The sequence below is a fragment of the Aeromonas sp. S2(2024) genome (assembly GCF_041402505.1).
In the GTDB taxonomy this organism is placed as follows: Bacteria; Pseudomonadota; Gammaproteobacteria; order Enterobacterales; family Aeromonadaceae; genus Aeromonas; species Aeromonas media.
Map to the genome: position 1 here is coordinate 120,488 of NZ_JBGLRL010000005.1, position 14,168 is coordinate 134,655.

Sequence of the window (14,168 nt, forward strand, 5' to 3'; positions counted from 1 at the left end):
GCTGTCAGGGGTCAACACGAGGAGTATTGCCATGAAAGTCGAAGCCATCTTCCCCACCACCCAAGTCGTCGATATTCTCTGCGATGTCTGTGGCAGCAGCACGACAACCACCATTGGTACGCAGGAGTTCGGCACGCTGGCTGCGCGCTGGGGGTATGGTTCGCAGCACGATGGTGAACGATATCAGGTACACCTATGTGAAGGCTGCTTTTTTGGGGCGCTGGCCAACCTGAGACAGGAGCATCGGTTGATGAATATGTTTTCGGATGATTATCAACCCGCAGACCCTGATCAATTTGGGAAAATTGAAGGCAATCGAGAGCTTATCTAACCACGATTTGAGTGGTTGTGTTGATCGGCTCATCAAGTGAGCCGATTGGTCGAGGTGATCGGCTCATCAAATGAGTCGATTGGTCGAGGTCATCGGCTCATCAAGTGAGTCGGTTGGTCGAGGTGATCGGCTCATCAAGTGAGCCGATTGGTCGAGGTGATCGGCTCATCAAATGAGCCGATTGGTCGGGGTGATCGGCTCACCAAATGAGCCTATTGTTGGTGCTTTATGGTCACGTATGAACTGTTAATCAACAGGGGATGCCATGCCTAATCCGGCCGACAAGATCGATAACTGCCTGCGCTCCCATAGGCGTAGTAATCACATCGGCCGGTTTTTCACCACCTAATCCCCACGCAGAGCGGGTGAGCCATCTCATCGTTTTAGCAGTATCTCCCCGGTGTAGGGATATGGCTGCGTCCACTGCTAAGGCTGCCCAGTAAACGCGATCTCCCTGAGCTGTCGATAAGCGATTGCCCCGTTTGATTTGGCGATTCAGTGTGTCTCGGCTAATGCCAATCATCTGGCAAATTGTTCGGGTATTAGACCCCAATAGCTTGCTCAGTTTGACGACGATCTCAGGAGATACACCAGACACTATGTGCTGATGGGCGGCTAGCCAGTTACGTGGTAGACCGAGCGACTCCAGAACAGATAGATTGCTGGTTGGGGGAGATTGCTCTACATGAGTCATCATGAGTCTGCGCCTCCGTCTGGGGGTTGTTGATGGCAGCCCAATGCGAATCATCACTCAGGAGTTCATTGGGTCATCATCTAGTTTGGGGTATTCGTGAGCGGGTGACCACAAGAACGATAAATATATTAAATCCTTTTAAATCAGTCTCTTAAGTTGTTTGTGTCGATTGGGCCCAATTGCATGATTTCGATTAAAAAAGTGTTCATTGGAATTGGTATACTGCATCACTTCAAAATCGGGAGTGATGCATGAATTTCACCTTGTTGTTCGACTGGCTTAAGCACCTTGAGCCCAGCTCTGTCCCTACCATCGTGTTCTGTCTGGTAGTTTTGTTTTCCGCATTTTTTTGTGTGTTTTATCTTGGGCCATCATTTTTGGTGGCGAACAAGTTAAAGCAGGCTAGCAAGGGATTAGAAATACAGCATGAACTACCTGCTTCTGAAAAGTTAGAACAGGCTACAGCCATGTTTGCTGAGCCCAAATATCAGGCCATGAATCATGCATGGAAAGAATACGCTGACACTCTGCACAGACAGAGTGAATTGGTTGAGGGAGAGAGTCGATTAGTTGCTGTGCGAGCAACCTCCCTATCTGCCACTTTCTTCTCAGTGCCTAGTATTGTAGAGACGCCTCTCCGCACCGAGGTTTTCAAACACCTGCCAGGTGTACTGACAGGGTTAGGTATCGTAGGCACCTTCCTGGGTTTGATGTCGGGTTTGATGCATTTTGATGTGTCGGATCCTGCCAAGGTTACCGAAAGTGTCTCTCGCTTGCTCAATGACGTGCTTTTTGCTTTTGTTGGGTCTTCGATCGCAATCTTTGCATCCATCGTAGTGACTGGATTGGAAAAATGGCGTTGGGGACGTTGCCTCCAGTTACTGGAAAAGTTGACCGAGTCCATTGATGAACTCTTCAAGGGTGGTGTGGGTGAGGAATATTTAGCTGACTTGGTTAAGGCCAGCAATGAAAGTGCAGTTAATGCACGACAACTGAAAGACAGCTTGGTCAGTGATCTACGCACCATGATGCAAAATCTGGTTGATACCCAGGTTCAGGAAAATCTCAAACTGGCCAATACCCTCTCAACCTCTTATCAAGAGGTTGGCACATCTTTGGCTACCCAGATCGGTCGCTCCATCGAAGATAGTCTTAAAGATCCCTTGGAAAAAATTGCTGGTTCAGTGAAGCAGGCAAGTGGCGATCAGTCAGGCCAAGTTCAGCATCTATTGACGGATGTACTGAGTGCCTTCATGAGCAAACTAGATGCATCTTTCGGTCAACAGTTCAGCGGTTTGCATGAAATGCTCGGTCAGTCAGTAACTGCAATGCAGTCCATGCAGCAAGGCTTTGTGGCATTGGTGGACGATATGCGGCGAGCTGGCGAGTCCTCTTCTCAGCAAAGTGCCACAGTCATCGCGCAACTGCTTACAGACATGCAGGCTGGTCAAGCCAGTATGCAGAATGGCATGAACGAGATGTTGTCAAAAATGCAGGCGGCGGTAGAGCGAATGGGAAGCTCGGGCGAGGATGCCAGTGAACGCATAGCTCACCAATTGGAGAGATTGTTTGCCGAGAGTGAGGCCCGTCAGCAACAGATAGCCGAACACCTGAATAGCTTTATTGAACAGAGCCAGCGGAGTATTGGCCAAGGGCAAGAAGAGGTCATGACCAACATGTCCACAAACTTGACTCAGCTGGGCTCACAACTTAATCAGATGTTCCAGACCTTTAACGCTAACCAAGAAGGAATGGATGCACAGCATCGCTTGGCACAGGCGGATATCAGGAATACAACTGAAACGGTTATTGGTGGGTTGGATAAGCAGCTTAGAGAGACGCTGCAATTGGTCGAGCAGCAGCGCAAAGAGGCACAGGAAGTCATTGACCTTCTTGGCTTGCAAACTAGAGAGCACTTGCAGCAAATGGCACAAGGGGCAGACAAGATGCGCCTTGCTGCGGATCGATTCGACACCGCGGGCAGCAGTGTGGTGCAAGCGGGTGAGACCACTGCCAAAGTATTGGGGTCGGTGCAGCAAGTCGGTGGAGAGCTGGCGGTAGCTTCCCGTGAGCTCACAACCATTATTGGTGAATACCGCAATCATCGAGAGTCTGCGGCCAAAGTTTTGGCCACCATCGAGTCCGTAGTCGCCGGAGCGCAGAGCGAACAAAGCCAGCGAGCACAACTAATTAACGATCTCAGGCAACACGGTGAGCGGATGCGTGACCTTAATCGTGAGGCCACAGAATATTTGGACCAGATTGGCAATGCCCTAGCGAAAGGGTTCAATGAGTTTGCCGATGGGTTGAATCGTAATCTGGTCAAGACCATGGGAAGTCTCGATAGTGAGCTAGACAAAGCGGTGAAGGGGCTTGCTGGTGGTATCGTTGATATGAAGGAAGGAATTGAGGATCTTTCCGAGTTGTTTGAGTCTATCAAGGTGCGGCGCTAAGGGGCTAACTTATGTTCGGGATGAAAGGCGCTCCGGCCTCGCGTCGCAACGATGAGGCGGAAAAGCCGTTTTGGATATCTTATGCCGATCTGATGACTGCCATGATGGTGTTGTTCTTGGTTGTCATGGTTGCTTCACTTGCGTCTGTGACCCAGCGTATTCGCGAAGTTGAGGCTGGAGAAAAGCAAAGAGGGCAGGATATTGCCCGTATCTGTCAAAGCTTGGAGATACTGGCGCGAAAGAAGAGCAACATCATTAAAGTTGACTGTCGTGACAACCGGATTAGCTTTGGGGAGGCCGGTCGCTTTGGTCACAACCAATATTTTCTAGACCCACAGGGTCAGCAGGCATTGCAGGACGTGGTGCCGTTGATCCTGGATGTTACCGATAGCCCAGAGGGGCAACGTTGGATGAAACAGGTGGTGGTTGAAGGTTTTACCGATACGGATGGTTCTTACCTCTATAACCTCCACTTGTCGCTACAGCGTTCCGAGTGGGTAATGTGTGCACTGCTTGACGGACGGAGCCAGTTGCAGCAATCCCTTTCTGCCGAACACCAGCAGCAGATCCGTAGCCTGTTTTTGGCTGGCGGTGTTTCTTTTAACAATGCCAAGGACAGCAAAGAGGCAAGTCGTCGAGTGGAGCTGCGCATGCAGTTTTATGGGCTCAAGGAAGACAAGCAGCAGGCGGCGGAGAGCGCACCTCAGTTTTCTGGTCTGATGACGGCTGAACGTTGTCAGTTGGAGATGCGCTGATGGTGGATGCAATTTCCCGTCTTACGGCGATCTTGGAGTCCAGTGTGGAGCGGGTCAATGGTCGCTATCAGGAGAGGACTCTGCATTCCTTTTCGGCTTTGAAGCGAGCTAGATCTGAGGTTGAGGCTAGGTTTGACCAAGCGGAGGCAGCTCCAGAACCACCGAAGGAGAAGCGTCATGCCGCTCTGGCGGCCTTCCTACGTAATGAACCGCTCACCCGGCGGCAGTGGCGGTTGGTATATGCAGGGCTTGTTGACTGCGTTGAAGCAGGCAAGCAGTTGCTAGATGATGAAAAGGTCTTTCCACGAGTGAGTAGGCATGTATCTGCTCACATCGATAGCCGTGAGTTGGTTCGCCGGGATTGGACTGCTCTCTGCTTCAGCTATTTTGGCTATGAGGCAATAGAGCCTGAGAAGAGCCAAAACTGGCAACAACTGCGCACTTATATCCGGGATGGTTATCGTGTACTACGGAATCCGGAGAAGCTTAAAGCTTGGATGCGGGTAGTTGATGAGCATCAAGAACTTTTTCAGAGTGAAGCAGGTTTACGGTTAGGACAGCAGGTATTTGAGGGGACAGTAACAGATCTTACTCAGCTACAGACTCTTGCCCAAATCCCAGCAGAAAGTTGGCTTTGGCATCAAGTTATCGCGGTCGTGCAGAAAAAAATTGCCGAACTTGATGAAGCTACGTTTTTAGACCGGTTATCAGAGTTGTTAGCGCTGATGGCTATCAATAATCGGCGTTATTCCGACGAGATCATGGCTGCTTGTCTCACTCGATATCATGGTTGTAGCTGTCATGTGCAGCCACAAGCCAACTTGATACAAGCTGGTCTGGAGATCTGGGGGAACCCCCAGTTGAAATCCGATCAAAATCGCTGGCGTCACCATGTGGATAAACCGGTATGTGACATGGTGGGGGCATGGCTTGCCAAGCAGGATTTACAGCACTTTTTTAGTTTGCTGAAAGGTGAAGGCGAGGTTGATCAGGCGCGTCTCTTCTATTGGCTCCGTTTTGCCGATCAGATGAGTTATACCCGTATCGTGATGGGACGTGATGCTCAATTAAACCGAGATGGAGAGTTTGTCCGTTTTCGTGATCAAAATAAGGGCCGCCTAGGAGATTTATCTGGGGGCTCGCCAGCTGATAACGCAGTAATCATGCAGATTGGCGATTACATCTTTGTCGAGTTTTCGCACACAGGAAACGCCTGTTATGTATATCGAGCTAACTCCTGCGGATTTAATCCTGATGCCAGTACATTGCACTTAACTCATGATTTGAAACAAAAAAACCTCGCGAAGGGGCGTTGGATACATGTTCCCAAACCATTAAAGCCCGATGCGATGGAGGGGTGGCAGCAAAAATATGATGATGAGTTACGGTTGCTTGGTATTGTTCCAAACCCACAGGGAGCCAATCAATTATGGAATCGTGTAGTTAAACCAAAAATTGTCAAACCAAGCGTTCCATCATTTCAAGCTCCCCTTGGCAACAATTCTGAATCAAAGAGCCAAGTTGTGAACACACCTGCTGATCGGACCGTTGTGATTCATTCAGGCGGTAAGGGGAAAGTTGATTTTGCTCTGTTGCTCGAACAGTTAGGCGAAAACCTGCGACATTATACGGATCATCGTGAAAAGGGCGGTGCTTTCCATATAGAGATCAAGCAGCGCAATACAGATGACATTTTGCTTCTGAGGCGCAATGGTTTTGTGGTCAAAACTGGCAGCCCGTTTATGTTTTGGAAAAAATGATGCTTGGACGTTGGTTTAGCAAATTTGGGAAAAATAAGCATGATCCGGTTGATCTCAGCCCATGTTGGCAGGCGGATGAGAGAGGGATCGTGTTTGCCGAACGTATACAGAGCGAGCCTGAGCGATGGGCCTTGGTTGCCTATCTGGAGCAGCTTGCCGAGGAGGAGTACGTTGCGGTGCTTAGCGACCGCTGGCTCCTGACATGGCGTGATATGTATCGATTAATGGCCGACGCCGATCATGAAAGTAGTCTGGCGTTGTTGTCGCTGCCTCACTGTACTGATCTACGCCCCAAATTGGAATGCAGAGGCAGCTTGGTCGATCCTCAGTTCACCGTTGCGATTACTCACTGGAGTGATGAAGTAACGGGAGAACATGTCGAGTTAAAACGTCAGGGGGCGTTGGTAACAACGAAGAAGGGACAACGTCTACTGAACGAAGCCAGCTGGCAGCTCTGTGAGTCTCTGCGTGACCTTGCTCGTTGTCAGAGGGATGAGCCGGGTGAGGCGACCAACTATGAAGGGTGGGCCGTTATTCGCAGTGTTGCCAAAGCGGCTAATGCCGACATGGATGGTTTTCTTGCCAAGACAGTGGTAGTTAAACCTCAGCGACTGGCTTTGCGACCACGTAAGGCAGAGATCGACTCTTGTCCTGTCATTGAGGTTGGCGTTGATTTTCCTGAACAACCAGTTGGGTTCCTTTCCTCATTTGATGCTACCCAACGGGTACAGGACAGATACCGTATCACGCAACCAGATGGCACCATCGCTCATGTGTTGATAGAGCCTGAGATCAAGCAAGTACTCGAAGCCATCAAGGCGATACCGGGGAGAAGGGTGGCTGGGGATTCGGCGTTGTCCCTGTTGCGCAATCCCTATGCCCTGCTGGGAGAAGTGACCAGCGTGGTACTCGATCCAGAGCAGCACGAGCAATCGCTTGTCGATGCGGGGATCTATTTTCATCATTTTCGTCTGGAACCTAAATGCGAGGCCGAAAGTGGGAAGATCGCCACCGTATTGCTGCATCTCTCCCCTATAAGCCGAGAGCCACTCCCTGATGAAACACTGAGTTTCAATTCACCTGGAATATTTGCGCCTTTTGTACAGGAGCTGCGCTTTAAGCTGGCTGCTGGTATGAGCGCAGGTTTCTGGCAGGGTTTTGAGCTGGAGTTAGGCGACTTTGACGAGCAGCAATTGTTGGACATCGAAAAGTTGCTAGATCGCTGGCAACGAGAGGTGTCCGGAGAGTTGTTCGATTCTTTGTTTGAACTCTCTCGCTATGGTGATCGCATTATCGGTCTCGGCGAGGTAGTGCCAGTATCATCTCCTTTCCTGACCCGAACAACCGGTCAGGATTGGCTTTCGAGCGAATCGAATGGAATTGAGGAGTCAGTGGGTGATGTTGTCGCACAGATCAATTTTGACGATGCAGCGGCGCTGGATGAGTTATCAAAGCGTATTGACGAGGCGTTTGCAGAGGGAGCAGGGCATCTTTGTTTGCCAGGATCTGAGCAACCCGTGCCATTGCGCTTGGCTGAGCAGATACAAAAGGAATGGCGAAAGCAGATCCGGAGCGAAGAGCCAACAGTTCAAGAATCCATGAGGAAAAACAGCATTGGTTTGCTGGTGGAAGAAAATATCGACGAGGTGGGTTATGCCAAGTGGCGACAAGATGCGATTCAACAGGCGCGTCTTTCCTCCCCGTCATTACCGGAGAGGCTTAAGCCAGAAATCTCGCTGCGTGAGCACCAATTACACGGTGTGGCATGGTTACAGCATCTGTTCGAGCTGTCACCAGAACATGTATCGGGTTGCCTCTTAGCTGATGACATGGGTTTAGGAAAAACGATCCAATTGCTTACCTTTGTGGTTGATTATCTGGAACGTCAACCAAGTGGTGATCCTGTACTTATCGTAGCCCCGGTTTCGTTATTGGATAACTGGGAAGCAGAATTGCGAAAATTCTTCTATGCCGATGACATTGCAGTCATGCGGCTCTACGGTGATGCTCTATCAGAGGCAAAGTTTCGCAGCTATGAAATCCCAGAATCATTGCGTCAGCAGGGTGTAACAAATCTGTTGCGTCCCGGTTGGTTACAGGAGGCTCGTATCGTGTTAACCACATACGAGACGCTGCGTTCCCAAGAGATCTCCTTGGGTCGTCAGTCATGGGCCATGGTGATCTGTGATGAAGCCCAAAAAATCAAAAATCCAGCAGCTATGGTGACTAGGGCTATTAAAGCCATGAAGTCCAGGTTTCGCATTGCTTGTACTGGTACTCCAGTAGAAAACACCTTGATCGATCTCTGGAGCCTGTTTGATTTTGTCCAGCCAGGTTTGCTTGGGGCCTTAAACCAGTTTGGTCGTGAATACCAAAAACCAATTGAAGAGGGGGAGTGCAAGGATCTAGAAGCTCTGGCTCGATTACGTTCCTTGATTGAGCCCCAGACCTTGCGGCGGACCAAGCAGGATGTGGCTAAGGATTTGCCTTCCAAGATAGAAGATCGCACTTGCCGCAATCTGACCATGGTTAGTCGGCAGCGTTCCCTCTATAACCAGCAGATTGGTGAATATCGACAGCGACAATTGGTGCAGGAGGCCGCAGGGAGTAAAGAGAGTTTCATCCTTCCTGTGTTGCATAAACTCAAGCTGGTCTGTGCTCACCCCTATTGTGTGGAGCCTGACCTTTGGTTACGTGAACATTCCCCTAAGATGAGGTGGCTGCTAGAACAACTGGATAACATCCGTTGCAGCGGGGATAAAGTTATCATCTTCACCGAACTACGGGATGTTCAGCGTGAAGTACAGCACGCGGTTAAGGTCCGTTTCGATATATCCCCAACAATCATTAATGGGGACACCAGTACAAGTAGCGATAGCCTGAATAGTCGCCAACGTCTGATTGATCGTTTCCAGGCAGTGTCCGGCTTTAATGTGATTATTCTTTCCACCGTGGCGGTGGGGTTTGGTGTCAATGTGCAGGGAGCAAACCATGTGATCCATTTCACCCGGTGCTGGAATCCGGCCAAAGAAGATCAGGCGACCGATCGAGCATACCGTATCGGCCAGACCAAGGATGTATTTGTCTATTATCCAACTATACGCGATGCTGACATTCAGACCTTCGAGGCAACGCTCGATGATTTACTGGACCAGCGTAGATCGTTAGCGAGCGATATGTTGCAGGGGAAAAATGACTTACAACTGTCGGAGTTTGATGGTGTGCTTAACAAATGATGTCATTACAAGGGGAGCTGCTAGGCTGACTTCCCGTGGTGTCATATACCTACAGCCACACCTTTCAACACCAGCATGTAGCCTCTCTGCTAACTGCGGACAAATGACATGCGTCTGCCTGCCACTGCTCATAAGAGGTAATTAGCTGTTTTGTAATTTAGTTACATGGTCACTATCATGGCAAACAGAGCTTGGTTTCCAACTTCAATGTCCTGCTTGTTCGTTGAGCTGGTGGAGGATTGCTATTGAGTTTCCAACTTAAATGTCACATGTGGTGTCGCTAAGTTACTGAATCGTTTGATCTGCTAGTTTCCAACTTAAATGGTTATGATCAGTGCTGCAGAATCGCGCAATAAACAACAGGGCCACCCAAACGGGTGGCCTTTTTCTCAATACAAAGAACTCATTGCTTAAGTTGTTGCTTTAAATCAACAGGTTATTGATTTAGCTACCGGTTAATCGAGATTTATTGCCCCCATCTTTCGTAAGATACGCTTGGTACCGCCAGCGGCAGTTTGAAGCTCTCTTCTCTGGTTATTACTGTCATCCATCTAGCAGCACTCAGCGAGCAGTCATGATCAAACGCACTTTCAAAGATATTGATGAAAAACAAATATTTGATGCTGATAAACAGCATTTTCTGACTCAGCTAGGTTGGTTAGATGGTCTCACTTGGGAAACGTTATTACGCTCAAAGCGTATCCTGCTTATTTCCGAGGCGGGGTCAGGCAAGACACATGAATGTCGCGAGCAAGCCCGTCGTTTGGCTGCAAATGGTGAAGCCGCATTCTTTGTTGAGTTGGCCAGTCTGGCATCCACACATTTGCGGGATCTGCTTGGTTATGAGGAGGAGACGCGTTTTGATCTATGGCTGGCTTCTGAGTCTGAGATAGCCACATTTTTTCTGGACTCTTATGACGAACTCCAGTTGACCAAGGGATCATTCAAACAAGCGTTGGATCGTTTCGTTAAAGGTATTCAAAGTAACTTGAACAGGGTACGAGTGGTGGTGACGACCCGCCCGATCCCTTTTGATGGGCAACTCGTTCGCAGCAAACTGCCGGTACCACCACAGATTAAGCTCCAGTCGACTGAAGAAAAGGAAAGAGAATTTGCCAGCATGGCGTTGGGCGAGCATATGCCCATCTCCTCTGGCCAATCGAATGAAGAGTCCATTCCTGAGTGGCGCACCGTTGCTCTGATGCCGCTGTCTAATCCTCAGATCGCTGAGTTTGCCGAATTACAGGGTGTCAAAAATACAGCCGAATTACTCAGTGACATTGAGAGGCAAAACGCCTTTGAGTTTGCCAGACGTCCTCAAGATCTCATTGAGCTATGCGCTGATTGGCGTGCGGGATTTCAGCTTCGAACCCATCGCCAGCAAGTTGAAGCCAGTATTCGTATCAAACTCAAACCTCGGGATAGGGAAGATAGAGGTGAGCTTACCGAACTCTCAATAGATAAGGCAATCGAGGGGGCGAGCAGGCTGGCTCTGGCCATGTGGCTGACCCGTCGCCTGACGATCAGACACAGTGCTAAAGCTGATAATGTTCAGCAGGGTGAGGCTGCCCTTGACCCGACGATAATCTTGTCAGATTGGACACAAGATGAACGGAAAACGTTGTTGGAGCGCCCTTTGTTTGGGTTCGCATCTTATGGCCGGGTGCGTTTTCACCATCGTTCAGTGTCAGAATTTCTTGCCGCAAAAAGATTGCATGAGATGAGGAATAATGGGATGTCGCTTCGGGCGCTCAAGCGGCTGCTCTTTATTGAAACGAAGGGTAATACCATTGTACTTCCTTCCAAGCGTGCGCTTGCAGGTTGGCTGGCATCATTTAATGACGATATTTATCAAGCAATTCGTGACTATGAGCCGACGCTGCTGCTGGATGAAGGCGACCCTGCATCATTGACTTTTGCTCAGCGTAAACAAGCTCTTGGTGCATATGTTCAGCGTTATGGAAGAGGAGGGAGGCGTGGTTTACACACTCCATCTATCCAAATTAAACGCTTTGCGACTCCTGAGTTGACTGATGAGATTAATCTGCAGTGGCAGCAAGGTATCGAGAATCATGAGGTGCGATGTGTTTTGCTGGAACTCATTGAGCGAGGAGTGATTTTTGGCTCTTCTGATCTTGTATATTCAGTTGCCACGGATTCAATGCTTGTTGAGGTGGAGCGTATTTATGCAATTCATGCACTGCAAGCGCTGAACGACCCAAGATTGGGTGAAATAGCTGCACTTATGGTTTCTCAACATCCTGACTGGCCTGACGAAATAGTGCGTGAAGCAATTCTTGCACTGTTTCCAAGCTATCTTTCTGTAGCGCAGCTCTGTCAGTCATTAGGCTGGCTGCAATGGAAAAAGCGGTCAGTTAGCAACCTAAGTTGGCGACTGCCATCGCTAATCAAAAATGCACCACTTGTCATGTCACAACTGGAGGAGCTGCGGGAAAAATTAGTAACCCTCATCTCGGATGGGTTGCAATGGCGGCAAGAGCAATGGCCACATATGGTGTCTCCTCGCCAGTATCTGAGCAGTACATTAGCTGCTGTTTGCATTCGCGGACTCGATCACCAGTGTTCCGAACAATGGATTCATGCTTGCGTACTTGCATTGCGTCTGCGTCAACATGAATACGATGATGAAAAAATTCATAAGGAATTGTCACAGCGAATAAATGAACTTGATAGCAAAAATAGAAAGCAGGTTTTTTGGGCAATTGATGCTTTGGTGCAATCCCTATGTCCGACCGATGATATATGGAAACGGGTGGTTGAAATTATCCCTTATGATTCGCTTATTAACTTCACGGTACAGCTGGATCGGGCTTGGGTAGTCAGTGACCTTCAAGATAAAGATAAGCCATTTTTTGAGCGTCAGATGCTTATGCATGTTGCTCTTTATCTATTGCGTATCTCGCCAATAGACTTACGCCCCTTGGTGATAGATTGTCCGGATTTGATTTTATATCTCGATGAGATAATGAAGCCCTCTACCTTTGATATAAAGCATGAAAGAGCCCGGCGTGAAGAAGCCATTCGAGATAAAAGAAGAGAGCGAAAAGCAGCAAAGAACCGTGCTAGTTGGGTGATGCTACATCGTGAAATATTAGAATGTCCTGACAATAATTTTTCGGATGAACGTTGTAAAAATTTGGCTTGGGATTTATTCAGAGTGATGATAAGTGGCTCGGATGATAGTAATTTATCCGGTTGGAATCGCTCTTTTCTCGAATCTCATTTTGGAGAAACAGTTACAGACTGGCTGCGTACGATTTTTATGGAGTGCTGGCGAGAGCATCTCCCAACTCTCATTTGTGAGAGACCAGAAGATCAACGAAGTACATATTTCGACTTATGGCGATTCGGTTTGGCTGGGCTCTATGCTGAAGCTGAGGGGCCCAATTGGGCAAGCCAGCTGACCTATGAAGAGGCAATGCGTGCCGCTCGCTATTCATTACTTGAGCTGAATGAATTACCAAGTTGGATTTATGACTTGGTTAAGCAACATCCATCTGCTATCAGTGAGGTTTTTGGTAAAGAGCTTGATTGGGTACTCTCTACCTCTGCCAATGAAATTCATCATTCCATGTTGTTGCAACGCCTCCATAATGCCCCTGATCCAGTGACCATACTTTTTATCCCTCGTATGATTGCATGGTTGAGTGAAATTAAGCCCATAGTCGCTGATGAATCTCAATTATCATCATTGATATCTCGCTACTCCAGAGTGATTGAGTTGATTTTAAAGTATGGCGATATTGATCAGAAAGCTCAGCTATGTTCTATGGCTCAGGAATATATAAGCAAAAAACTGCTGGAACCAGCTATGCTACTCTGGCTATCAACCTTGATTCGTTTAAACCCTGGGCTGGGTGTTGATGTACTTGAAGAAAAATTACGAGAGATTGAACCTGAGCCATTAAGCAAGGCCGTGGAATGGTTTACAAAATTGTTTAATGAACGCCATGATGGCATTAATATAAGAAATAATGATTTCACACCTGATTTATTGCTCAGGCTTGCCCGTCTGGCGTACCAGCATATAAGACGTCAGGATGATGCTGAACATGAAGGCTGTTATACACCCGATATGCGTGATAATGCCGAATATGCACGCAATGCAATTCTGACTGCATTGTTGGAGTCACAAGGAGAAGAAGGATGGCAAGTTAAACATGATATGGCCATTGACCCCCTATTTTCTCATTTTAAAGATCGGATTCTGGCATTAGCTCAGGAAGCATGGGCCAAAGAAATTGATTCGGTACTCTTGGATGAACAGCAATGTCGTGAACTCGAACATAAAGGTGAACTTCCACTGACTACTAATGCGGCTATGTTCACCTTGCTGCGTGATCGCTTGGCTGATCTTGATGAATTATTAAATAGCGATGAGTCGCCACGTGAACTGTGGGCTGAAATACATCAAGAAAAGTTAATGCGGCGTGCAATCGCACAAGAATTACAGCATTCTGCCAATGGGCTTTATAAGGTTGTTCAAGAAGCAGTAACTGCAGATGAAAAAGAGACCGATATTCGTCTTTGCTCACTTGAATCCAAATATGAAGCTGTAATCGAGTTAAAAATTGAGGATGGTAACAGGTGGTCAGCCAACGTCTTACGAGAAACTATTGGGGAGCAGTTGGCAATTAAATACCTTTCTCTGGAGACCCGCTGCTCAGGTGCCTTAGTTATAACTATATCCAAGAACCGGTATTGGCAGCATCCTGATAGTGGGGAAAGAATCGGCTTAGAAGAGCTCAAGGAGCTGTTGGATGATGAAGCCAGACGTGTAGAGCGGGAAATGGGAGGTGCAGTTTCATTGACCATACATGTGCTGGATCTTAGACCGAGGCTGCTGACAGAAAAGCAGTCTCGGTCTGGGGTGATGAAGAAAAGGGTTAATCCTGCGTAAAGTTGCCAGTCTTTCGAA

At 48.3% G+C, this 14,168-nt stretch carries 7 protein-coding genes; 6 read left to right on the plus strand and 1 reads right to left on the minus strand.

The annotated features are described in order from the left end of the window. Positions 1-31: 31 nt before the first annotated feature. Complete coding sequence (locus tag ACB039_RS07505) at positions 32-331, plus strand: hypothetical protein (protein ID WP_024946124.1); 300 nt, start codon at positions 32-34, stop codon at positions 329-331. A 250-nt stretch (positions 332-581) separates the two neighbouring features. Here the strand turns inward: ACB039_RS07505 and ACB039_RS07510 are convergent, their stop codons facing one another. Further along, entirely contained in the window at positions 582-1,079 is a 498-nt protein-coding gene (locus ACB039_RS07510) for an antitoxin Xre/MbcA/ParS toxin-binding domain-containing protein (RefSeq protein WP_333563458.1), read from the minus strand. 197 nt (positions 1,080-1,276) lie between these two features. Here ACB039_RS07510 and zorA1 point away from each other — a divergent pair, with 197 nt between their 5' ends. The 5 genes from zorA1 (at position 1,277) to ACB039_RS07535 (ending at position 14,150) form a co-directional block, all read left to right on the plus strand. Beyond that, positions 1,277-3,478, plus strand: a complete 2,202-nt coding sequence (gene zorA1 / locus ACB039_RS07515; protein WP_371165416.1) for a type I Zorya anti-phage system protein ZorA1 — start codon at positions 1,277-1,279, stop codon at positions 3,476-3,478. 11 nt (positions 3,479-3,489) lie between these two features. After that, the gene (gene zorB1, locus ACB039_RS07520; RefSeq protein ID WP_024946483.1) at positions 3,490-4,233 is read left to right on the plus strand and encodes a type I Zorya anti-phage system protein ZorB1; all 744 of its coding nucleotides are present in this window, start codon (positions 3,490-3,492) and stop codon (positions 4,231-4,233) included. Beyond that, positions 4,233-5,993 carry a type I Zorya anti-phage system protein ZorC gene (zorC, locus tag ACB039_RS07525; RefSeq protein ID WP_041999544.1) on the plus strand — a complete coding sequence of 587 codons (1,761 nt, stop codon included), beginning with the start codon at positions 4,233-4,235 and terminating at the stop codon, positions 5,991-5,993. The genes zorB1 and zorC overlap by 1 nt, the downstream gene beginning before the upstream one ends. Next, positions 5,993-9,229: a type I Zorya anti-phage system protein ZorD gene (gene zorD, locus ACB039_RS07530; RefSeq protein ID WP_041999541.1), complete on the plus strand. Its 3,237-nt coding sequence runs from the start codon at positions 5,993-5,995 to the stop codon at positions 9,227-9,229. Before zorC ends, zorD begins: the two co-directional genes overlap by 1 nt. Before the next feature lie 574 nt (positions 9,230-9,803). After that, complete coding sequence (locus tag ACB039_RS07535) at positions 9,804-14,150, plus strand: NACHT domain-containing NTPase (protein WP_371165417.1); 4,347 nt, start codon at positions 9,804-9,806, stop codon at positions 14,148-14,150. Positions 14,151-14,168 lie beyond the last annotated feature (18 nt).

Excerpts from the sequence above, each read along its gene's own strand:
- ACB039_RS07505 (WP_024946124.1), top strand. The coding sequence starts at position 32 with ATGAAAGTCGAAGCCATCTTCCCCACCACCCAAGTCGTCGATATTCTC.
- ACB039_RS07510 (WP_333563458.1), bottom strand. The coding sequence starts at position 1,079 with ATGATTCGCATTGGGCTGCCATCAACAACCCCCAGACGGAGGCGCAGA.
- zorA1 (WP_371165416.1), top strand. The coding sequence starts at position 1,277 with ATGAATTTCACCTTGTTGTTCGACTGGCTTAAGCACCTTGAGCCCAGC.
- zorB1 (WP_024946483.1), top strand. The coding sequence starts at position 3,490 with ATGTTCGGGATGAAAGGCGCTCCGGCCTCGCGTCGCAACGATGAGGCG.
- zorC (WP_041999544.1), top strand. The coding sequence starts at position 4,233 with ATGGTGGATGCAATTTCCCGTCTTACGGCGATCTTGGAGTCCAGTGTG.
- zorD (WP_041999541.1), top strand. The coding sequence starts at position 5,993 with ATGCTTGGACGTTGGTTTAGCAAATTTGGGAAAAATAAGCATGATCCG.
- ACB039_RS07535 (WP_371165417.1), top strand. The coding sequence starts at position 9,804 with ATGATCAAACGCACTTTCAAAGATATTGATGAAAAACAAATATTTGAT.